Here is a 20896-nt window from a genome sequence, read left to right as displayed (position 1 = left end):
CGCGCTGCACCGGATGCCGCCACCGAGGGTATCGGGTTTCGGTGAATAGCGTTTACACGTCGAGTGAGCAGTCACCCGCCGCCGCGGAAATACAGGTTTGAATCTTCTCCCCGGCCTGGCGCTCGGCGCCGTTGCGCAGATCGCGTGCGTGGCCGTCGGTGAGGGTGACCACACAGGTCTGGCAGATGCCCATCCGGCAGCCGAACGGCATCTGCACGCCCGCGTCCTCGCCGGCTTGCATCAGGGTGGTGGCCCCGTCGACCGCGACGGTGCGACCGGTGCGCGCGAAGGTGACCGTGCCGCCCTCGCCGACCGCCGACCGTTCCACCTCGAACCGCTCGACGTGCAGATTGTCGCCGACCTTCGCTGCCGCCCAATGGTTTTCGATGTCGTTGAGCATCTGCAACGGCCCGCACGCCCAGGTCTGCCGCTCGCGCCAGTCCGGGTACAGCTCGTCCAGGGTGGCCAGGTCGAATTTGCCTTTTTCACCGGTGAGGTTCACATGTGAGGTGAAACCCGGGTGCTGCTCGTGCATCCGGCGCAATTCCTCGGCGAACATCACGTCCTCGGCGGTGCGCGCGGAATGGATGTGCACGACGTCGGGCACGGCGCCGCGCCGGTCCATCGTGCGCAACATCGCCATGACCGGGGTGATGCCACTGCCCGCGGTGAGGAACAACACCTTCGGCGGAACCGGCTCGGGCAGTACGAAGCCGCCCTGCGGCGCGGCCAGCCGCACGATCGTGCCCTCGGGAACGCCGTTGACCAGATGGCTGGACAGGAATCCCTCGGGCATCGCCTTGACGGCGATCGAGATCAGCCGCTGCCGGGAGCCCGCGCGGCCGTCGGCGGGGGCGTCGCTCCAATCGGGCGGGCAGGTCAGCGAGTAGGACCGCCAGTGCCAGCGGCCATCGACCAGGACACCGATGCCGATGTACTGGCCCGGGGTGAATTTGAAGTCGAAGCCCCAGCCCGGCTTGATCACCAGCGTGACCGAATCCGCGGTCTCCTTGCGCACGTCCACGATCCGGCCGCGCAGCTCGCGCGCCGACCACAGCGGGTTGATCAGATGCAGATAGTCGTCCGGCAGCAGCGGCGTGGTGACCCGGGCAGCCATGCCGCGCAACGCGTTGAGCCGGGTGCGACCGGCCATCTTCGCCTCGGCGACCGGGGCCTCCAGCCATGCCCGAACGCCCTGTACCGATTTCGAGACCATCGTGCGAATGCTCATTTCCCTGTGATCGTGGTGATGATGCGCCCCGCGCGCCGCATCATCGCACCCCTGCGGAACGCATCTTTCGAGCAAGGTTACGGCATCGTAGGTTCCCGGTGGGAGTTCGCCCGACAGCAAGCCGCGCGAACTGAAATCGACTCACGACGCCCCACCCATCGGAACTCCCCCGATGCGAAGCGAGGCGAAAGGTCAACGTGCCCAGCGGCGAAGCGCCTGGCGTCCCGCTGAAACTCGCCCGCGAAGCGAAAGACTCAACAACACCAACTCCAAGGGTTTTCGGCGCGGGCTCGTCGTTCAGCCCTCGAAGCGCGTGGCCGAAGGCCGAGTCCCGACGGCGCAACGTTTCCCTCCGGCCACCGAAAACCAACCGATGCGAAGCGAGGCGATAACCAACGCGCCCAGCGGCGAAGCGTCTCCGTCCGGCTGGGAGTCGCCCGCGAAGCGATAGGTTCAGCAACACCAACCGCAAAGGTTTTCGGCGCGGGCTCGTCGTTCAGCCCTCGAAGCGCATGGCCGAAGGCCGAGTCTCGAGGGCTGAACGACGAGCCTTACAGCGCCGAAAACCCGCCGGAGCGAAGCGGAGGCCAAAAACACAGCAATTACAGCAGCTCGAGCAGGAAAGGGAGTTCCTGGGCGGCGTACCAGGCGAGCTGGTGGTCCTCGGCGTCGCCGAGGACGAATTCGGCGTCCTCATCGCCCATGTCGGCGGCGTCGATGACGTCCACCGCCTTGGCGATCGCCGGTTCGGCCTCGGCCAGATCGACGTGGACCGAGGCGATCTGGGTGTAGGTGACGGGGGCGGACAGGCGGACCACGGCGTCGTCCAGGTCGGCGCGCAGGGTTGCGCCGGTGACGTCGGCGGCGATCACCGCACGACGGTAGACGGGGGCGGAATAGTCGCCCGCGCCGTCGGGTGCCGTGTCCTCGCCCGGACTCGCGGTGCCCGTGTCGTGCGGGTCCGAGGCGGATTCGTCGGCCAGCAGCGCGGCCTCGCGCTCCTGGGCGAGCAGGCGCAACGCGGCCCGCCCCGCCTCGATCATCGCGACCTCGGCCAGTTCCTCGTCGTCGCCCGAGGCGTAGGCCTCGCGCAACGCCGGGGTGACGGCGAACGCGGTGTCGTTGATCGCCCGGATCTCACGATCGGTCACCAGTTCCCGCAGCATCGGGACGGTCGCCGGGATGTAGACCCGCAGTTTGCCTTTTCCGGCCGCGGCTTCACTGGACGCAGGCACCGAGCATCTCCTCCATGGATTCGTGCACCGCCGCGGACAGTACGCCGATGTCGGCCATCGCATCGCGATCGGCGTTGAGCCCGTAGAACACCCGTCCGTCGTACGAGGTGATTCCGATGCTCGTGGCCTGGTTGCGCAGCAGTGGCGATACCGGATACATCTCCAGCATCCGCGCGCCGCCGATGTACATCGGCCGCTGCGGACCCGGTGCGTTGGTGATCACCAGATTGAACGTGTGCTCGGCGAACGTACTCGCCGCGCGCACGCTCATCGCGTGCAGGCTCGCCGGGGCGAAGCCCGCCATGTGCACGAGCGTACGCGCCCGGACTCCGCGCCGATTCCGGGAATTCGGTTCGGTGGCATGCGCGATGTGTGATGTGCGGATCACCGGATTCGGCTCACCCACCGGCAGATCCACCAGGAACGAGGAGACCTCGCTGGTCGGCCGCGGCCGATCCCCGTACCGCCCTTCGACGTAGACCGACATCGGCACCACCGCCCGCAGCACCGCCGATTCGGTCAGCACCTCGCCGCGGGACTGGATGAAGATGCGCAGTGCGCCGGTCACCACGGCCAGGATGGCGTCGTTGATGGAGCAGTCGAAGGCGCTGCGGATCGTGCGGTAGTCGTCGAGATCGGTGGCCGCCACCTCGAAACGCCGATCGCGCGAGGTGGGTGTGTTGAACGGGCTGACGGGCGTTCCGCTGGCGGCGGTGCGCACGGCGGTGACCATCCGCCCGGCCGCCTTGCCCGCGGCGTCGACGAAGGAGAAGGCGTCGGCCCCGGCGCGCCGCAGCACGTCCAGTGCCTCGGCGGGCTGGGTGGCCAGATCGACCACCGCCATGGCCAGCAGTTCCGCCTCGCCCGGCTCGTGCCTGGAGACCCATGCCTCGGCCGCGATCTCGCGCGGCGACGGGGAGTTGTCCAGGATCACATGACCGATCTCGAAGGACGAACTGCCGTCGACCAGGGCCGAATGCGTTTTGGTGAAGATGGCGCCGCGGTCCCCGGACAGGCCCTCGATCAGGTACATCTCCCACAGCGGGCGGCTCTGGTCCAGCGGGCGTGAGGACAGCCGGGCGACCAGCTCCAGCAGTTGTTCGTCCGAACCGGGTTCGGGCAGCGCCGCGCGGCGCACGTGGTAGGTCGGGTCGAACCGGCTGTCCTGCACCCAGACCGGACGGCCGAGTTCGAACGGGACCTCGCGCACCTTGCGGCGGTAGCGCGGGATCAGCGGCAGGCGGCTGGTCACCAGGTCCAGCAGCCGGTCGTAGTCCAGTGGTCCGCAGGGCCCGTCCCCGTCGGTCGCGCGCACGATCGCCAGCGAGCCGATGTGCATCGGGTTGCTGCTCGTCTCGAGCCGGTAGAACGATGCGTCCTGCGGTGACAGTCTCATGATCACGCTGACCGATACCCCTTTCGATGCTCGCTCCATTGTGATCCGCACCCAATGTTTCGGCGCTGTGTATGGGACATGTCGCGATAGCTTCGGGAAATCCCGTACCGGCGGTCGAGCGCATGCCATGCTATTTCGATTCGTGTCCAGGGGACCCGACAAATAGGGGGAAGACGGAATGTTCGGACCTCGGAACGACTCCGCCATGTCCGGTTCGGATCGGTCACTGGCGGATGCGCCGGCCTTCGAGCCGCCGCTGGAGTGCGCAGGGGGCATTCCGGCGCGGCCGGGCGGTTCCGTGCGACCGGCGGCCGCGCCGTGCGCGGGCGCGGTCCGCAGGTACGGCACGGCTCGTCGATCACCGCACGGCGGGCGGTCGGCGTCGCCGGTTCGTGTGGATGAAAGTGATTCGGCGGCAAAGCAATTCGCTGAGCGAGCGCTACGGCTGGTATGTGAGGTGCTGGACGGGCGCCGCAGTGCGGCACAGCTGCGTCCGCTGGCCGAACCCGCCGTGGTGGCGGCGGTGCAGACCCTGGTGCGCACCGGTGACGGCGACCGCCGCCTGGGTGCGGCTGTGCTGGTCAGCGTGCGCGTCGCGGCCGCCGGAGCGGATGCGGCGGAGGTTTTCGGCGGGTACGAGCGTGGCGGCCGCAGATTCGCGGTCGCGGCCCGCATCACCCTGAAACGCGGCGACTGGCGGCTGAGCGCGCTGCGCCTGCGCTGAGGTCTCGTACTTGTTGCCGTGCACGTCGGCGCACATCGCCGACCGGCGGTCCTGCTCGCTCCGCCGCGCGACGCATACCATGGGCCGCGCATTACCATGAACCTTGCTGCGCATCCGCGCATCGGGGATCCCGCCCGCGCGGGGTACTACAGGATGTAAGCAACGCAAGACGACAAACACCGACCAGAGGACTGACGAGACCCGTGCCTGCGCTGACACTGACGAGGTTGCTACGTTTTGGTGAGGGTCGCACCGTCAAGCGGCTCTCCAAGCTGGCAGACGAGGTCCTGGCCCTGGAGGACGAGTTCGCCGATCTCAGCGATGCCGAGTTGCAGGCCAAGACCGACGAGTTCCGTGATCGCCTCGCCGACGACATCACCGAGGCGCTCGACGGCGTCGAGGACGAGGAGCAGCAGGAACGCATCGTCCAGCGGGTCAAGCGGGACTTCCTGGATCAAACTCTGCTGGAGGCGTTCGCGGTGGCCCGCGAGGCGTCCTCGCGGGTGCTGAACCAGAAGCACTACAAGGTGCAGGTGATGGGCGGGGCCGCGCTGCACATCGGCAACGTCGCGGAGATGAAGACCGGTGAGGGCAAGACCCTGACCTGTGTGCTGCCGGCCTACCTCAACGCTCTCGCCGGCGACGGCGTGCACGTCGTCACCGTCAACGACTACCTGGCCAAGCGCGACTCGGAGTGGATGGGCCGCGTGCACCGGTTCCTGGGCCTCGAGGTCGGGGTGATCCTGTCCGGCATGACCCCCGCCGAGCGCAAGGAGGCCTACGCGGCCGACATCACGTACGGCACGAACAACGAGTTCGGCTTCGACTACCTGCGCGACAACATGACGCACTCGAAGGACGATCTGGTCCAGCGCGGGCACAACTTCGCCATCGTCGACGAGGTCGACTCCATCCTCATCGACGAGGCCCGCACGCCGCTGATCATCTCCGGCCCGGCCGATGTCACCGCGTCCAAGTGGTACACCGAGTTCGCGCGGATGGCGCCGGAGATGAAGGGCATCGACACCACCTCGATGACCAGCCAGGAGCGTCAGCAGCGGGCGTCGGAGATCGATGGCCGGTTCCACTACGAGTTCGACCTGAAGAAGCGCACCGTCGGCGTGACCACGACGGGCGTCGCGTATGTCGAGGATCAGCTGGGCATCGACAATCTGTACGAAGCGGCCAACTCACCCCTGATCAGCTACCTGAACAACGCCATCAAGGCCAAGGAGCTGTTCGTCCGGGACAAGGACTACATCGTCCGCAACGGCGAGGTCATCATCGTCGACGAGTTCACCGGTCGCATCCTGGTGGGCCGCCGCTACAACGAGGGCATGCACCAGGCCATCGAGGCCAAGGAGGGCGTGGAGATCCAGCCCGAGAACCAGACGCTGGCCACCATCACGCTGCAGAACTACTTCCGCCTCTACGACAAGCTGGCCGGTATGACCGGTACCGCCGAAACCGAGGCGGCCGAGCTGCATCAGACCTATTCGCTCGGTGTGGTGCCGATTCCGACCAACAGGCCGATGATCCGCAAGGATCAGGCGGATCTGATCTACAAGACCGAGGAGGGCAAGTTCTCCGCGGTCGCCGACGACATCACCGAGCGGTACGAGCGGGGGCAGCCGGTCCTGATCGGTACCACCTCGGTGGAGCGTTCGGAATATCTGTCCGGACTGCTGACCAAGCGCGGCATCCCGCACAACGTGCTCAACGCCAAGTACCACGAGAAAGAGGCGGAGATCGTCGCGGAGGCGGGCCGGCCGGGTGCGGTCACCGTCGCTACGAATATGGCCGGTCGCGGTACCGACATCGTGCTCGGTGGTAACCCGGACATCCTCGCCGACCTGCTGCTGCGCCGGCAGGGACTGGACCCGGTCGAAACTCCGCAGGAGTACGAGGCGCACTGGCACTCGGCCCTCGAACAGGTCAAGCAGGAGGTCGACGAGGACGCCGAGGCGGTGCGCGAGGCGGGTGGTCTCTACGTGCTGGGCACCGAGCGGCACGAGTCGCGGCGTATCGACAACCAGCTGCGCGGCCGGTCCGGCCGCCAGGGCGATCCCGGTGAGTCGCGGTTCTATCTGTCGCTGGGCGACGAGTTGATGCGGCGCTTCAACGGCGCGACGCTCGAGTCGATCATGACCCGCCTGAATCTGCCCGACGACGTGCCGATCGAGGCCAAGATGGTCTCCCGGGCCATCAAGAGCGCGCAGACCCAGGTCGAGCAGCAGAACTTCGAGATCCGCAAGAACGTGCTGAAGTACGACGAGGTGATGAATCAGCAGCGCACGATCATCTACGCCGAGCGTCAGCGCATTCTCAGCGACGAGGATATGGACGGTCAGGTCCAGGAGATGATCACCGACGTGGTCACCGCCTACGTCAACGCCGCCACCGCCGACGGCTACGTCGAGGACTGGGATCTGGAAAAGCTTTGGACCGCGCTGCGGTCGCTGTACCCGATCACGATCGATTACAAGGATCTGACCGGCGAGAACGAGGACGGCGAGATCGGCGAGCTGAGCCGCGAGGAGCTGCTCGACGCCGTCCTCGAGGATGCGCACGCCGCCTACGAGCAGCGGGAGAAGGAGATCGACGACCTGGTCGGCGAGGGCAGTACCCGCACCCTCGAACATCAGGTGCTGCTGCAGGTGCTCGACCGCAAGTGGCGCGAACATCTCTACGAGATGGACTACCTCAAGGAGGGCATCGGCCTGCGTGCGATGGCCCAGCGCGACCCGCTCGTGGAGTATCAGCGTGAGGGATACGACATGTTCTCCCAGATGCTCGAGGGTCTGAAAGAGGAGTCGGTCCACTACCTGTTCAACGCGAAGTTCGAGTTCGAGGCGCCGCAGCAGCCGCAGGGCGCCGCCGCGATCGATCAGGGCCTGCGTTCCCCGGTCGGCGCTCTGGTCGACGCGCCGCAGACCAATGGCACCGCGGCCCCGGCTCCCTTGCGCGCCAGGGGAATCGACAACTCCAGCCCGCGCGGCCTGAGTTACTCGGGGCCGGACGAGGACGGCCACGCCGCCCGCCGCAGCGCCGCCCAGGAGTACGGCACCGCCGAGGACACCGGCATGACCCGTCGCGAACGCCGCGAGGCCGCCCGCAACGAGGGTCGCGCCGACCGTGGCCCGAAGTCCCGGCGCCGCCGGTAGTTTCGCGGATATCGCGGACGCCCGCTCCGGCGCCGGAGCGGGCGTTCTCGCTTTCTCGGGCCGACGCATCGACGGGCCGTTCCGGGTCACACACTTCCGGAATGCCCCGTTGTACGGCATCCTTCGGGAGCCGTGAAACGAGTTGGGGGAGTACTCGTCCAGCTGCCCAACCCTGCCGAGAAGCTTCGCGCTTCAGTAGGCTCCGCGAGGTGTCGAAGTTCCGGGGGCACGCCGTGGCGCGGGTATCGCCGTTGTCGCAGTGGTCTTCTGGTCGGTCGTCTCGGCCGCGCCGGCCCTCGCCGGACCGGTGTCGACGGTGAAATGGCAACAGTGTCCGAGCCGTATCGAATTACCTTGTAAACGGCCAACTTCCGCCCCCGGGAGCGCACTGCACCCCGGACGTCGCCCCGTTCGCCTCCTGAGTCGGCCGGATCGATCCCGGCCGGCGTCGTGTATCGCCCGTGGATCCCGCAGGAGCGCTTCCACGCCGATATGACGCGAATTACCCTGCGGGACACCATCTCGGCGGGGCTCCGTAGCCGTAGTCCTTCGGTACGTTAATATTTCGTCGTCAGGTTGCGGCCCGACGGGCTTCCGAGGGTTCGGATATGCCCCCACCGCGCGAGAATTCGTGCTGCCGGGGGTGTTTCGTTGTCGAGCCGGGTGTATCGATCGACCGTGCAAGAAGTGTTGGATCTGTCCATCGAGCAACAATTGTCGGCGATGGTCGCGCGGCATCTGGGACGTACGCGTCGGCAACGACCCTCCGCCGAAGAACGCTCGTGGGATGTGAGTCTGCCGCTGATCGCCCAGGACCTGAAAGCGGTGGGACTCGGGCAGATCGAGATGCTCATCGAGTTTCAGCTGCCGGAATCGAGCCGCAGGGCCGACGTGATTCTCAGCGGTCTACATCCGGAGACCGGTGCGGACAACTACGTGGTGGTCGAATTGAAGCAGTGGAGTGCCGCCACGCTCGAACACCACAGCGATCGCATCGTGCGGGCCTCCGGTATCCCGGACGAGCAACTGCACCCGATCGATCAGGTGAGTGCCTATTGCGGCTATCTGACCCAGTACGTCGAGGTGCTCCACGATCGGCCGGAGGCCGTGCACGGAGTTGCCTACCTGCACAACGCGACCGAGAATTCCATCAGCGCCCTGCGCGAGCGGCCGCCGGAGGACGCCGGGCGGATGTACACCGGCGAGCAGCACGACGAATTCTTGACCTATCTGAAGAGTCAGTTCGCTCCGGATTCCGACACCGGAGCAGCGGACCGACTGCTGCGCAGCGCGATTCGGCGCAAGGAGAACCTCTTCAGCTTTACCGGCGCCGAACTTCGTGCGGCCACGCGGTATTCGCTGCTCGATCACCAGAAACTCGCATATGAGATGGTGATGAATCGGGTGCGCTCGTCCAGGCGAGCCGATCAGAAGAGCATCGTCATCGTGACCGGCGGGCCCGGCAGCGGAAAGAGTCTCATCGCGGCCTCGCTGCTGGCCGAGTTGCACCGGGACGGATACCGCGTGCGGCACGCGACAGGCTCCCTGGCATTCACCGAATCGCTCCGCAAGTTTCCCGGAAAGGGATCGACGGAACTACAGGGCTTGTTCAAATACTTCCGCAACTTCTCCGATGCCGAGAAGAACGAGCTGGACGTCCTGATCTGTGACGAGGCGCATCGGGTTCGAGAGGTGTCCACGAACCGCTTCACTCCCGCGGCGAAGCGAACGAAACGTCCCCAGATCGACGAGCTGATGGCTGTTGCCCGGGTACCGGTATTTCTCCTCGACGAGAATCAGGTGGTTCGCCCGGACGAAATCGGGACGGTCAAGGCCATCCGGGAGCATGCGGTACGTTCCGGCTATCTGGTACACCATGTCGAACTGGATGGTCAGTTCCGGTGCGGTGGCAGCGCCGAATACGACGAGTGGGTGCGCAGACTGCTCGACCTTCGCGTCGGCGGGCCCACGCCGTGGCTCGGTGACCCGAGGTTCGACGTGCGGATCGCGTCGTCGCCGCGTGAAATGGAAGACTTTCTGCGAGAGCGGAATTCGGCGGGGATGACCGCGCGGATGGCGGCCGGCTACTGCTGGCCGTGGAGTTCTCCGAACAAGGACGGCACACTGGTCGACGATGTCGTGATCGGGGACTGGTCGCGGCCGTGGAATCTCCGGGGTGACCGCGCCGTCGGTGACGCTCCGCCGAGTTCGTTGTGGGCGACCGATCCGCGGGGTTTCGGGCAGGTCGGATGCATCTATACCGCACAGGGATTCGAATACGACTGGTCCGGTGTCATCGTCGGACCGGATCTCGTCGTGCGCGACGGACATCTGACCACCGTGCGACCGGCATCCAAGGACACCGCGCTCAAGGGGACGAAGAAGGATCCCGTCCCTGACGAGAAGTTCGATGTTCTGGTGCGGAACATCTACAAGGTGCTGCTCACCAGAGGTATGCGCGGTGTCGTCATCCACTCCGTGGATCCGGAGACCCAGGAGTTCCTGGCCGGCCTGGTGAAGGCGTCAACCGTTGCCCACGACCCACGGGTCGTTGGAGTTGAGGGCGACCAGTAGGAGGCGGATGGCGGCCACTCGGCGTTCTTTGCCGGGGAGGAGGTCCAGGGCGCATTCGGGGTCGGCTGGGGGGCCGAGGTGGGTGCAGCCTCGGGGGCAGTCCTCGATGGCTTCGGACAGGTCGGTGAAGGCGGCGATGACGTCGTCGGGGGTGATGTGGGCCAGGCCGAAGGAGCGGATGCCGGGAGTGTCGATGATCCAGCCGCCGCCGGTGAGGGGCAGGGCCAGGGACTGGGTGGAGGTGTGCCGGCCCTTGCCGACGCCCGATACGTCGCCGACGGCTCGGTCTGCCTGGGGGACAACGCGATTGACGAGAGTGGACTTACCGACGCCGGAATGTCCGAGCAGGCAGGTGAGTTTGTCGTGCAGCAGGTCGTGCACCGCGTCGAGGGGGTCGTCGCGGCCGCCGTAGACGATGGTGAGGTCCAGATCGTCGAAGGCGGAGGCGAATTCGGATTCGGCGGCCAGATCGTGTTTGGTCAGGCACAGGATCGGTTCCAGCCCACCGGCATACGCCGCGGCCATGGCGCGCTCGACGAATCCGGTGCGCGGCGGGGGATCGGCCAGGGCGACGACGATGAACAGCTGTTCGGCGTTGGCGACCACGATCCGCTCGTAGGGATCGGTGTCATCGGCGGTGCGCCGCAACACCGTCGCGCGATCGGCGACCCGCACGATGCGGGCCAGGGTGTCGGGCTTACCCGACAGATCGCCCACCACGTCGACCTGGTCGCCCACCACGATCGGCGTGCGGCCCAGTTCGCGCGCGCGCATCGCGACGATGGGCTGATCCGGATCCCCGTCGAGTACGCAGCTCCAGCGGCCGCGATCGACGGAGGTGACCATCGCCGTGCGCGCGTCCCGGTGTTCGGGCCGATTCTTGGTGCGCGGACGCGAGCCCCTGCCCGGGCGCACCCGGACATCGGACTCGTCGTACTCGCGCCGCCTCAGTGCGCCGACCCCGCCGCGTCGTCGGCAGGTTTCGCGCCGTCATCGGAAAGCATTGTCTCCCACAAGGTTACGAAATCCGGCAGGGTCTTGGCGGTAGTGCCGACATCCTCGACGTGTACACCGGGCACGCGCAGGCCGAGGATCGCCCCGGCGGTGGCCATCCGGTGGTCCGCGTAGGAGTGCCAGGGCCCGCCCTGCAACGGCGTGGGCTCGATGGCCAGGCCGTCATCGGTCTCGGTGACCTTGCCGCCGAGCCGGTTGATCTCGGTGCACAGCGCCGCCAGCCGGTCGGTCTCGTGCCCGCGCAGATGTGCGATCCCGCGCAGCCGCGACGGCGAATCCGCAAGCGCCGCAAGGGCGGCCACCGTCGGGGTGAGTTCGCCGACATCGTGCAGATCGATATCGATCCCAGCCAGCCGTTCGGGCCCGCGCACGACGAGCTTGCCGTGGGCGCGGCGCGCCTCGGCGCCCATCCGCACCAGGATCTCCCGGATGACGTCCCCGGGTTGCGTGGTCAGTTGCGGCCAGTGCGGAATCGTCACCTCACCGCCGGTCACCGCGGCCGCGGCCAGGAACGGCGTCGCATTGGACAGGTCCGGTTCGACCTCCCAGTCGACGCCGTGGATCGGCCCGGGCGCGACCGTCCAGACCTGTTCGCGGCGCGGATCGGTGGGCGCGGTGACCTCGACGTCGGCCTGCCGCAACATCTGCACGGTCATCTCGATATGCGGCATCGAGGGCAGCGGCGCACCCTTGTGATGCACAGTGAGTCCGTCGGTGAAGCGGGCCGCGGACAGCAGCAGTCCGGAGACGAACTGCGAGGAACCCGACGCGTCGATGGTCACCGATCCGCCGCGCAGCGCGCCCGCGCCGTGCACCGTGAACGGCAGGGTGTCGCCGTCGATGGCGACACCGAGCCCGCGCAGCGCGTCCAGAATGGTGCTCAGCGGCCGCAACGCGGCCTGGTCGTCGCCGTGGAAGGCGACGTCGCCGCGGGCCAGCGCCGCCACCGGAGGCAGGAATCGCATGACGGTCCCGGCGAGTCCGCAGTCCACGGACGCACCGGTCAACTCGGCGGGGGTGACGGCGAGAGTATCTGCGTCACCGCTGATCTCGGCCCCCATCGCGCGCAGCGCCGCGATCATGAGGTCGGTGTCGCGACTGCGCAGCGCCCCGGCGATGGTCGAGGGCCGATCGGCGAGCGCGGCGAGGATCAGGGCCCGATTGGTGATGGATTTGGACCCGGGCAGGGTCACGGTCGCGTGGACGGGGTGCTCGGTATGGGGCGCTGGCCAGAGACTCACCCCACCATCTTCGCCTATCGGCCGATCCGGGATGCGCATGGTCACGAACTCGCAGTAAACGCACAAGCCCGCGGCATGAAAATCGCCGCGGGCTTATGAGGTTTCACCGATCGTGGCTCCGCTTTTTCAGAACTCGAGTTCGGACCACGGGATGGAGATGGGGAACGGATGGGTGATCTCCACGCCGTTCTCGTCGGCATGGGTCCATTCGCCGACGAGGATGTAGTTGGACGGGTGCAGCGCTCGCACTCCGTCCGGGAGTTGTCCGGGGCGGGTCTCGCGTGCGAAAGCGCGCACGGTATTGATCGCGCTGACGTCACCCGCCAGCTCGACTTCCCAGTACCAAGGGATGCCGGCATCGGCATAACGAGCACGCTTGGTCTCGATCTCCGTGACGCTGTTGGACGGGGAAAGAACCTCTCCGACCAGGACGACATCGCCCGATCGGACATCCTGGTACGGCGCGTCGAGGCAGCGGTGCACCAGGAAGTCAGGGGTCATGAAGTCGGATTTCCCCGTTCGACCGAAGAAGACGTTGGTCTCGAAAGTGGCACGCCAGCAGTGTTCGTTCTGGGTCGACATGTCTTTGCGTGCGCAGCGTTCGAGTGCGCTCCAGAGGCGTCCGGTGAATATCTGATGCTCGCCGGGCCCCCGTCTGGCCCAGACCACATGACCATTCCACAGCTCGATCTGCACGGCGATCTCTTCCGGAAGACGCTCCAGCTCCTCCCAGGTCATGGTCTCGGGGAGGTTGGATTCGACGGATGGGCCGGACATGCCGAAATGATAGCCCGGACCGCAGGTGGCCGGTGGTTTCCACCGGCCACCCGAATCCGCCTACTTGTGCCGTCCGTGCAGGATCGGCACGACCCGGCGCAACAGCTTCATCGTGCTCTGCGTGCGCGAGTAGCTCAGCAACGCCATACCCGGAATCGTGAAGCGCTGCACCGCGATCGAATGCGGCGCGGTGAACTCCAGCAGGCCGGGCGCGCCGTGGATGCGGCCCAGGCCCGAGTCCCGGCCGCCGCCGAAGGGCAGCGCGGAGATCGCCGCGAATCCGAGCACCGCGTTGACCGAGGTGGCCCCGGCCTTGATCCGGCGGGCGATCTCGAGGCCGTGCTTGCGGGAGAACACGGTCGAACCCAGCGAATAGGTCGAGTTGTTGGCCAGCTCGATCGCCTCGTCGATGTTCTTCACGGTGCGGATGGTGACCGTCGGGCCGAAGGTCTCCTCGCGCACGGCAGCGGAGTTCTCGTCCACGTCGACCAGCACGACCGGCTCGATGAACGGGCCCTTGATCGAGTCGAGGCCGCCGAGCACCGCGGTGCCGCCGTTGTTCAGCGCGTCCTCGATGTGCCGGCGCACGATATCGATCTGGCTCGGCATGGTCATCGGGCCGTAGCTGGCCTTGCCGTCCGAGCCGGGGTGCACGTCGGTCAGGATCCGCTTGACCTCCGCGACGAACTTGTCGCGGATCGAGGCGTCCACGTAGACGCGCTCGACGCCCGCGCAGGTCTGGCCGCTGTTCATCGTCGCACCGTAGGCGACCGCGTCGGCGGCCGCGGTGACGTCGGCGTCGGCCGCGACGATCACCGCATCCTTACCGCCGCATTCGAGCAGCACCGGGGTCAGCCGTTCGGCCGCCGCCGCCATGATCTTCTTGCCGGTGGCCGCCGATCCGGTGAACGCGATCTTGTCGATATCGGCGCGCACCAGCTCCGCACCGGTCTCGCCGTAGCCGTTGATGGTGGTGAAGACTCCGTCCGGCAGTTCGGGATTCGCCTCGGCGAAGGCCTGGGCGACGAAATTGCCGATGCCGGTGGAGAATTCGCTCGGCTTGTAGACCACGGCGTTACCCGCGGCCAGGGCGTAGGCGATCGAGCCGTTGGGGGTGTAGATCGGGTAGTTCCAGGGGCCGATCACGCCGACCACGCCCAGGGGACGCTGCTCGATGTACGCGCCGAAATTGGACATCAGCGCGCCGGGGGAGACCTTCTTGGTCTTCAGCACCTTCTCGGCGTTCTTGGCGGCCCAGGAGATGTGCTCGAGGGTGAGCATCAATTCCAGGAACGCGTCGTCGCGGGTCTTGCCGTTCTCCGCGTGGATCAGATCGCAGAGCTCGTCGGATTTCTCGACCAGCCGGGTGGCCCATCGCAGCAGATACCGCTTGCGGTCGGCATAACTCAGCGCACCCCAACTGCCGGCGGCGGTGCGGGCCTTGGCGACCGCCGCGGCCACGGCCTGCTCGTCGGCGATCGGATGCGTGTCGATGACCTCGCCCGTGGCCGGGTTGACCGAGGTCAGCACGGTCCGTCGGGCGGTTGTCGGCTCGGTGGTGGACATGTTTCGGCGACCCCTAGTGAGAAAGTGATTGCATGAAGTTCTCATAGCTTAGATATGAACAGCTTAGATATGAAGTCACCCGCCATCACATGGAATTCCGGCCAACTGTATCGGCCTCCGCTCCGCTCCGGCGTATTCGCGGCTCAGTACCATTGACCGCATGTGCGGCAGATATGCGACCACGGTGAATCCGGGCCGTCTGGCGGCCGAACTCGATGCGATCGATGAGACCGGCGATGCGCCCGTCGCGCCCAACTACAACGTCGCGCCGACGAATCAGGTGCTGACGGTGGTCGAGCGGCATGGTCACGACCATCCCGGCGACGCCGCGCGGCTGCGTATCCGGCGCATGCGGTGGGGTCTGATCCCGGCATGGACCAAGGCGGCCGAGCCGGGCGTGCCCGCGAAGGGGAAGCCGCTGTTCAACGCGCGCGCGGACCGCGCCGCCGAGGCGCCCTCGTTCCGGGACGGAGTGAAGAAGCGCCGCTGCCTGGTGCCGATGGACGGCTGGTACGAGTGGGTCGTGGACGGTGACTCGACGGTCAAGGGCAAGGCGGTCAAGCGTCCCTACTACATGTCCCGGGCCGACGGTTCGCCGCTCTACATGGCCGGTCTGTGGTCGATCTGGCGGGATCGCTCCGAGGAGATGGATCCGCTGCTGTCCTGCACGATCCTGACCACCGACGCGGTCGGCGACCTGACCGCGATCCACGACCGGATGCCGCTGATGATGCCGCGCGAACACTGGTCCGCGTGGCTGGACCCGGACCGTCCCGCACCGCATGAACTCCTGGAAACCCCTGGGCCGGAACGGGTTTCGGATATCGTGGTGCGGGAGGTGTCACCTCTGGTGAACAGCGTCCGCAATAACGGGCCCGAGCTGCTGAGCGGGATCGAGGAGCAACCCGGTCAGATCAGCCTGCTGTGATTCGCCGACTCCGCCGGAATCAGTCGCAGCGGACGCTGGGCACGACCAGGTTCAGGACACACTTGGTGAGATGCGCGCTCGTATCGATCATGTCCGTGACGATATCCCCGCCGAGGTCCTCGGCTCGCTTGGCCTGGTCGTTGAGATCATCGGATTGCTGATGTCCCGGGGGCTGGTTCTGTGCGCCGAGCGGATAGTCGGGATTCCCCTGCGGCTCCGCGGCGGCGATGGCGGCGCCGAGTGTGAGAATCACGCCGCCGGACATGGCGATGATCAGGGTGCGAACGGATTTCCGGTGGAACACGCGCATCACATCCTCGGGTCGACGGAACGGGCCCGTCAAGTAAACGCACTGCGCGCGGTGACGCCGGTGATTGACACGATTCGTCGCCGTGGCCGTGCGTGTTCCCAGCGGGCCGGCCCGCGTGGCAAGCCCGGCGCTAGGCGTCGCCGGTGCGGTCGTCCGCCATCTTGTCCGGCAGCGGAACTTTCGGATGCAGGGTGAGGATGCTCTCGCGCGCCTGTTCGTAGTCGTCGACGAAGCGTCGCATCATCTGCCCGAGGGTTGTGCGTTCCTCGTCGCTCCAGTTCTTCAGGACGTTGTCCAGCATGGCGTTGCGGCGCTGTCGCAGCGACGCGGCCAGTTCTCGTCCGGCGTCCGTGACGGCCAGGACGCTGGCGCGGCCGTCGGCCGGATCGGCGCGACGCTCGATGAGCCCGCGTTTGACCAGAGCGGCGGCTTGGCGGCTGATCGTGGAGGCGTCGGAGTACAGCAGTTCGGCCAGCGCGCCCGAGCGCATCGGGCCGTCGTAGAGCAGCCGGAAGATGATCGAGTAAGCTGCGGCTTCGATCTCGCCTCCGGAGACGGCCGCGATCTGAGCGTTGGTGCGCTCCCGGATTCGGCCCAGACGGATCAGTTGCAGAGCGATGACGTCGATCGCCTCGTCGTGGTCCATGGACGCCCTCCTCGGAGAACCGCAACGCGGTTGACACAGCCAATTGCTTGAAAGTTCCAACTAGTTGTACTTGGCAAGTGTGTGTCAGGATGTGGCGGATTCGCAAGGTGAGCGATGTGACATTCCATCGCCCCAGGTAGCTGGCTACGCTGTCCGAGTTGTCCGGATCACCGACGGGGTTCAGACGGCGGTGACCGGTGCGGTGACGGCCTTGGTGAGCCGCACGAGATCTCGCGGGGCGAGTTCGATTTCCAGCCCGCGGCGTCCGGCGCTGCACAGCATTCGATCCCATTCCAGGGCCGAGCTGTCCACCACCGTCGGCAGCGCCCGCTTCTGCCCCAGCGGCGAGATCCCGCCCAGAACGTAACCGGTCGTGCGTTCGGCCTTGGACTTGTCGGCCATGACCGCCTTCGAGGCGCCCAGCGCCGCCGCGGCGGCCTTGAGCGAGAGCGTCGACGGGACCGGCAGCACCGCGACCGCCAGCCCGGATACGCCCGATCCGCCGGACAACTCGATCACCAGCGTCTTGAAGATCTGCCCGGCCTGCACGCCCAGCCGTTCGGCCAGGGCCGAAACCGCCTCGGCCCCGAACGAATCGGTGCGCGGGTCGTGCGGATAGGTATGCACGCGATGGGCGACCTCGGCCTGGGTCGCGGCACGGATAGCGGGGGTCGGGGCTGCCATGCCGGTCACTCTAGGACGGCCCGTCCGGGCCGGCCGAGCGGTGTGCTGCGACACCGCGGGAACACAGCGACCCCCGCACATGTTGCACGCCATACGCATCCCATTCCGTGAGAACCGAAGGAGTCTGCCGGTGACGGTTCTGATCGACGAACGCCCCGTGCGCACCGTGTCGTCCGCGGAGCTCACCGCGATACCGGTGGTTACCGTCACCGGATTCTCGCTGCCCACATCGCTCACGGTAGATTCTGTGACTACGGCGATCGAAGGGATGGGCGTGACGAGCGACGACGATTTGGCGGCCGATCGCCTGGACGGTGAGGCCGAGACTCGCGATTCGGGCGGTGACGACGCGGCGCGGGAGTCGGGCGCGCCCGCGGACCCCGCCGAACTGGCGCAGCGGTTCGAGCGCGACGCGCTCCCGCTGCTCGATCAGCTCTACGGCGCGGCGCTGCGGATGACCCGCAATCCGGCCGACGCCGAGGATCTGGTGCAGGAGACCTTCGCCAAGGCGTACCAGGGCTTCCGGTCCTTCCGCGAGGGCACCAACCTGCGCGCCTGGCTGTACCGGATCCTGACCAACACCTACATCAACTCCTACCGCAAGAAGCAGCGTCAGCCCGCCCAGTACCCGACAGAGGAGATCACCGACTGGCAGCTCGCCGCCACGGCCGAGCACACCTCGACGGGTCTGCGTTCGGCGGAGATGGAGGCGCTCGAGGCGCTGCCGGACGACGACATCAAGGCCGCGCTGCAGGAACTTCCCGAGGAGTTCCGGATGGCGGTGTACTACGCCGACGTGGAGGGCTTCCCGTACAAGGAGATCGCCGAGATCATGGGCACTCCGATCGGCACGGTCATGTCCCGGCTGCATCGCGGGCGCAAGCAGCTCAAGGGGCTGCTCGCCGATGTGGCCCACGAGCGGGGGTTCGATCGAAACCAGGCGGGGGACGGGGCGCGTCAGGAGGTCACCCAGTGAGTGGGCACGAGCACAGCGAGCAGGGTACCGAGGGGGATGCGGATATGAAGCTGGACTGTACGGCGGTGCTCGCCGATGTCTGGCTGATGCTCGATGGCGAATGCGATCAGGCCACCCGCGAGCGGTTGCAGCACCACCTGGAGACCTGCTCACCGTGCATCGACGCGTACGGCCTCGAGGAGAAGCTCAAGCGGCTGCTCAACCGCAAGTGCGGCGGCGACCGCGCGCCGGATTCGCTGCGTGAGCGTCTGACCGTGGAGATCCGGCGATCGATCACGATCACCGAGAGTTCTACCGAGTCCTGAATTCTCGTCGGCGGACAACCGGCGAATCATCGAGCTACGCTCGGACGACGAGCCTTCGGAGCCGCGAACGCGCGGCGCCGAAGGCAACGCCGGAATTCCGGCTCAGCTGTTCGGACGCTTGCCGTGGTTGGCCGCGTTTCCCTTGCGGCTGCGCTTCTTACGACCACGCTTTCCCATGATTTCTCCCTTCTGATCGAAAGACATTGTTCCACGTGTGGTTGGCTATATCGTCAGCTGGTCGATCACGTCGAACTCCGGAAGGGTGCCATGGCTGAGGAAGTGCTCGCGGAGATGGTCTCGACCGTCTTCCAGATCGTCGCGCGGGAGGGCGCTGCCGTGGCCGAGGGCGACACACTGGTCCTGCTGGAGTCGATGAAGATGGAGATCCCCGTGGTCGCCGAGGGGCCCGGCACGGTCACCTCGATCAATGTCAAGCCGGGTGACGTCCTGCAAAAGGGCGACCTGATCGCAGTGATCTCGTAATTCGTTCATGTCCACTCTCAGTGACCTGCTCGCCGAGCACACCGACCTCCCGGGTGCGGCGGTGGACCATCTGCAGCGCGTCGTGGGGGACTGGCAGCTGCTGGCGGATCTGTCGTTCGCCGACCTGCAACTGTGGGTCGGTGTTGGTCCGGTCGCCGACGGGGCCGACGTGGTGTGCGTGGCCCAGTGCCGCCCGACCACCGCGCCCACCGTGCATCCGGAGGATCTGGTGGGCTCACTGGCCTCCCATGCCGACCATCCGCACATCTTCCAGGCACTGAGCACCGGTGCGATCGTTCGCGTGGACACCGACGAGGAGCAGACCGGCGTCTACCATCCGAATCCGGCGCACGTGATTCTGGAGGCGATTCCGGTGCGCGTCGGCGAGGACGTCATCGCGGTGCTCGGACGCGATATCGAGATGCAACGCACCAAGGTTCGCGGCAATCTCGAGAGCGCGTACATGGCGTGTGCGGACGATCTGTGCCAGATGATGGCCGACGGTACCTTCCCGACCCTCGAGGATCGCACCGGTTCGCATTCGAGCCCGCGTGCCGGGGACGGATTCATCCGGCTCGACACCGACGGCATCGTGCGGTACGCCAGCCCGAACGCGCTGTCCGCCTACCACCGCATGGGGCTGCAGGCCGATCTGGACGGCCAGGATCTGGCCCAGACGACACGTTCGCTGATCACCGACCCGTTCGATGCCCAGGAGGTCGTCAGCGATATCCAGGCCGCATTGGCGGGCAAGTCCGGGCGCCGGATGGAGGTCGAGGCGCGCGGGGCGACGGTTCTGCTGCGCACACTGGTGCTGCGCCCGCACGGTGAGCTGGCCGGTGCCGCGGTGCTGGTGCGCGACGTCACCGAGGTCAAGCGCCGCGATCGCGCGCTGCTGTCCAAGGACGCCACGATTCGCGAGATCCACCACCGGGTGAAGAACAATCTGCAGACGGTGGCCGCGCTGCTGCGGTTGCAGGCGCGTCGCACCGAGAACGAGGAGGCGCGTCTCGCGCTGACCGAATCGGTGCGCCGGGTCACCTCGATCGCCTCGGTGCACGAGATGCTGTCCATGTCGGTGGACGAGGAGGTCGATCTCGACGAGGTCGTGGACCGTCTGCTGCCGATCATGGCCGACGTCGCGACGGTCAACACCGCGCGGATCAAGGTGCGCCGGGAAGGCTCGCTCGGCGTGTTCTCCGCCGAACGCGCTACGCCTTTGGTGATGGTGCTGACCGAATTGGTGCAGAACGCCATCGAGCACGCCTTCGACGCCGGTGAGAACGGCACCGTGACTATCCGCTCGGAACGTTCGGCACGCTGGCTGGACGTCATCATCGGCGACGACGGCCGCGGGCTCCCGGACGGTTTCAGCCTCGAGGGGTCGGACCGGCTGGGCCTGCAGATCGTCCGCACGCTCGTCACCGCCGAACTGGGCGGTTCGATCGGGCTGCATCCGGGTGCAGACGTGGGCACCGACGCCGTGCTACGAGTCCCACTGGGCCGCCGCGCTCGGTAATTTTTGCTGGATTTTCGGCTGGATTTTTGGCCTCCGCTTCGCTCCGGCCGGGTTTCGGCGCTTTAAGGCTCGTCGTTCAGCCCTCGAGACTCGGCCTTCGGCCATGCGCTTCGAGGGCTGAAC

Annotated in this window: 19 protein-coding genes; 8 read left to right on the top strand and 11 right to left on the bottom strand. The window is 66.9% G+C overall.

What is annotated here, in order from left to right; genetic code table 11:
- Nucleotides 1-52: 52 nt before the first annotated feature.
- From AC5WS7_RS31565 to AC5WS7_RS31555, 3 genes are all read right to left on the bottom strand, one after another.
- Entirely contained in the window at nucleotides 53-1231 is a 1179-nt protein-coding gene (locus tag AC5WS7_RS31565) for a ferredoxin reductase (protein ID WP_495958255.1), read from the bottom strand.
- Between the two features lie 602 nt (nucleotides 1232-1833).
- Entirely contained in the window at nucleotides 1834-2397 is a 564-nt protein-coding gene (locus tag AC5WS7_RS31560) for a DUF6912 family protein (protein WP_495958434.1), read from the bottom strand.
- A 52-nt stretch (nucleotides 2398-2449) separates the two neighbouring features.
- Nucleotides 2450-3868, bottom strand: a complete 1419-nt coding sequence (locus tag AC5WS7_RS31555; protein ID WP_495958254.1) for a WS/DGAT/MGAT family O-acyltransferase — start codon at nucleotides 3866-3868, stop codon at nucleotides 2450-2452.
- Between the two features lie 172 nt (nucleotides 3869-4040).
- Here AC5WS7_RS31555 and AC5WS7_RS31550 point away from each other — a divergent pair, with 172 nt between their 5' ends.
- The 3 genes from AC5WS7_RS31550 (at nucleotide 4041) to AC5WS7_RS31540 (ending at nucleotide 10324) form a co-directional block, all read left to right on the top strand.
- Complete coding sequence (locus tag AC5WS7_RS31550; protein WP_495958253.1) at nucleotides 4041-4586, top strand: Rv3235 family protein; 546 nt, start codon at nucleotides 4041-4043, stop codon at nucleotides 4584-4586.
- 203 nt (nucleotides 4587-4789) lie between these two features.
- Nucleotides 4790-7750, top strand: coding sequence for a preprotein translocase subunit SecA (secA, locus tag AC5WS7_RS31545; protein ID WP_495958252.1), 2961 nt, complete (start codon nucleotides 4790-4792; stop codon nucleotides 7748-7750).
- A 678-nt stretch (nucleotides 7751-8428) separates the two neighbouring features.
- Entirely contained in the window at nucleotides 8429-10324 is a 1896-nt protein-coding gene (locus AC5WS7_RS31540) for a DNA/RNA helicase domain-containing protein (protein WP_495958251.1), read from the top strand.
- On the opposite strand, the gene rsgA is transcribed toward AC5WS7_RS31540, so the two are convergent.
- From rsgA to AC5WS7_RS31520, 4 genes are all read right to left on the bottom strand, one after another.
- Complete coding sequence (gene rsgA / locus AC5WS7_RS31535) at nucleotides 10274-11275, bottom strand: ribosome small subunit-dependent GTPase A (RefSeq protein ID WP_495958433.1); 1002 nt, start codon at nucleotides 11273-11275, stop codon at nucleotides 10274-10276. The genes AC5WS7_RS31540 and rsgA overlap by 51 nt on opposite strands.
- A complete protein-coding gene (aroA, locus tag AC5WS7_RS31530) occupies nucleotides 11272-12618 on the bottom strand; it encodes a 3-phosphoshikimate 1-carboxyvinyltransferase (RefSeq protein WP_495958432.1) in 1347 nt (448 codons plus the stop codon). The genes rsgA and aroA overlap by 4 nt, the downstream gene beginning before the upstream one ends.
- Nucleotides 12619-12705: 87 nt before the next feature.
- A complete protein-coding gene (locus tag AC5WS7_RS31525; protein WP_495958250.1) occupies nucleotides 12706-13356 on the bottom strand; it encodes a Uma2 family endonuclease in 651 nt (216 codons plus the stop codon).
- A gap of 60 nt (nucleotides 13357-13416) precedes the next feature.
- Nucleotides 13417-14922: an aldehyde dehydrogenase family protein gene (locus AC5WS7_RS31520; RefSeq protein ID WP_495958249.1), complete on the bottom strand. Its 1506-nt coding sequence runs from the start codon at nucleotides 14920-14922 to the stop codon at nucleotides 13417-13419.
- 160 nt (nucleotides 14923-15082) lie between these two features.
- Here AC5WS7_RS31520 and AC5WS7_RS31515 point away from each other — a divergent pair, with 160 nt between their 5' ends.
- Entirely contained in the window at nucleotides 15083-15850 is a 768-nt protein-coding gene (locus AC5WS7_RS31515; protein WP_495958248.1) for an SOS response-associated peptidase, read from the top strand.
- A gap of 19 nt (nucleotides 15851-15869) precedes the next feature.
- On the opposite strand, the gene AC5WS7_RS31510 is transcribed toward AC5WS7_RS31515, so the two are convergent.
- The 3 genes from AC5WS7_RS31510 to ybaK form a co-directional block, all read right to left on the bottom strand.
- Nucleotides 15870-16160, bottom strand: coding sequence for a hypothetical protein (locus tag AC5WS7_RS31510; protein WP_495958247.1), 291 nt, complete (start codon nucleotides 16158-16160; stop codon nucleotides 15870-15872).
- A gap of 130 nt (nucleotides 16161-16290) precedes the next feature.
- Nucleotides 16291-16806 carry a MarR family winged helix-turn-helix transcriptional regulator gene (locus AC5WS7_RS31505; RefSeq protein WP_495958246.1) on the bottom strand — a complete coding sequence of 172 codons (516 nt, stop codon included), beginning with the start codon at nucleotides 16804-16806 and terminating at the stop codon, nucleotides 16291-16293.
- Nucleotides 16807-16986: 180 nt separating this feature from the next.
- Nucleotides 16987-17490: a Cys-tRNA(Pro) deacylase gene (gene ybaK, locus AC5WS7_RS31500; RefSeq protein ID WP_495958245.1), complete on the bottom strand. Its 504-nt coding sequence runs from the start codon at nucleotides 17488-17490 to the stop codon at nucleotides 16987-16989.
- A gap of 268 nt (nucleotides 17491-17758) precedes the next feature.
- On the opposite strand from ybaK, the gene AC5WS7_RS31495 reads away from it, so the two are divergent.
- A complete protein-coding gene (locus tag AC5WS7_RS31495) occupies nucleotides 17759-18466 on the top strand; it encodes a sigma-70 family RNA polymerase sigma factor (protein ID WP_495958431.1) in 708 nt (235 codons plus the stop codon).
- A gap of 44 nt (nucleotides 18467-18510) precedes the next feature.
- Nucleotides 18511-18771 (top strand): mycothiol system anti-sigma-R factor, encoded by a 261-nt coding sequence (rsrA, locus tag AC5WS7_RS31490; RefSeq protein WP_495958430.1) that lies wholly within the window; start codon nucleotides 18511-18513, stop codon nucleotides 18769-18771.
- Between the two features lie 102 nt (nucleotides 18772-18873).
- On the opposite strand, the gene AC5WS7_RS31485 is transcribed toward rsrA, so the two are convergent.
- Nucleotides 18874-18948, bottom strand: a complete 75-nt coding sequence (locus tag AC5WS7_RS31485; protein WP_110293457.1) for a 50S ribosomal protein bL37 — start codon at nucleotides 18946-18948, stop codon at nucleotides 18874-18876.
- A 90-nt stretch (nucleotides 18949-19038) separates the two neighbouring features.
- Here AC5WS7_RS31485 and AC5WS7_RS31480 point away from each other — a divergent pair, with 90 nt between their 5' ends.
- Together AC5WS7_RS31480 and AC5WS7_RS31475 are read left to right on the top strand one after the other, a co-directional pair.
- Entirely contained in the window at nucleotides 19039-19254 is a 216-nt protein-coding gene (locus tag AC5WS7_RS31480) for a biotin/lipoyl-binding carrier protein (protein ID WP_495958244.1), read from the top strand.
- Nucleotides 19255-19261: 7 nt separating this feature from the next.
- Nucleotides 19262-20773: a sensor histidine kinase gene (locus AC5WS7_RS31475; RefSeq protein ID WP_495958243.1), complete on the top strand. Its 1512-nt coding sequence runs from the start codon at nucleotides 19262-19264 to the stop codon at nucleotides 20771-20773.
- The last annotated feature ends 123 nt before the right edge of the window (nucleotides 20774-20896 follow it).

It is taken from the genome of Nocardia sp. PLKS1-43, from assembly GCF_059510335.1.
This window is presented reverse-complemented; position numbering and strand designations above follow the sequence as displayed.

Coding starts and splice junctions, on each gene's coding strand:
- AC5WS7_RS31565 (WP_495958255.1), bottom strand. CDS start 1,231: ATGAGCATTCGCACGATGGTCTCGAAATCGGTACAGGGCGTTCGGGCA.
- AC5WS7_RS31560 (WP_495958434.1), bottom strand. CDS start 2,397: ATGCTGCGGGAACTGGTGACCGATCGTGAGATCCGGGCGATCAACGAC.
- AC5WS7_RS31550 (WP_495958253.1), top strand. CDS start 4,041: ATGTTCGGACCTCGGAACGACTCCGCCATGTCCGGTTCGGATCGGTCA.
- aroA (WP_495958432.1), bottom strand. CDS start 12,618: ATGCGCATCCCGGATCGGCCGATAGGCGAAGATGGTGGGGTGAGTCTC.
- AC5WS7_RS31525 (WP_495958250.1), bottom strand. CDS start 13,356: ATGTCCGGCCCATCCGTCGAATCCAACCTCCCCGAGACCATGACCTGG.
- AC5WS7_RS31520 (WP_495958249.1), bottom strand. CDS start 14,922: ATGTCCACCACCGAGCCGACAACCGCCCGACGGACCGTGCTGACCTCG.
- AC5WS7_RS31515 (WP_495958248.1), top strand. CDS start 15,083: ATGTGCGGCAGATATGCGACCACGGTGAATCCGGGCCGTCTGGCGGCC.
- AC5WS7_RS31510 (WP_495958247.1), bottom strand. CDS start 16,160: ATGCGCGTGTTCCACCGGAAATCCGTTCGCACCCTGATCATCGCCATG.
- AC5WS7_RS31505 (WP_495958246.1), bottom strand. CDS start 16,806: ATGGACCACGACGAGGCGATCGACGTCATCGCTCTGCAACTGATCCGT.
- ybaK (WP_495958245.1), bottom strand. CDS start 17,490: ATGGCAGCCCCGACCCCCGCTATCCGTGCCGCGACCCAGGCCGAGGTC.
- AC5WS7_RS31495 (WP_495958431.1), top strand. CDS start 17,759: ATGGGCGTGACGAGCGACGACGATTTGGCGGCCGATCGCCTGGACGGT.
- rsrA (WP_495958430.1), top strand. CDS start 18,511: ATGAAGCTGGACTGTACGGCGGTGCTCGCCGATGTCTGGCTGATGCTC.
- AC5WS7_RS31480 (WP_495958244.1), top strand. CDS start 19,039: ATGGCTGAGGAAGTGCTCGCGGAGATGGTCTCGACCGTCTTCCAGATC.
- AC5WS7_RS31475 (WP_495958243.1), top strand. CDS start 19,262: ATGTCCACTCTCAGTGACCTGCTCGCCGAGCACACCGACCTCCCGGGT.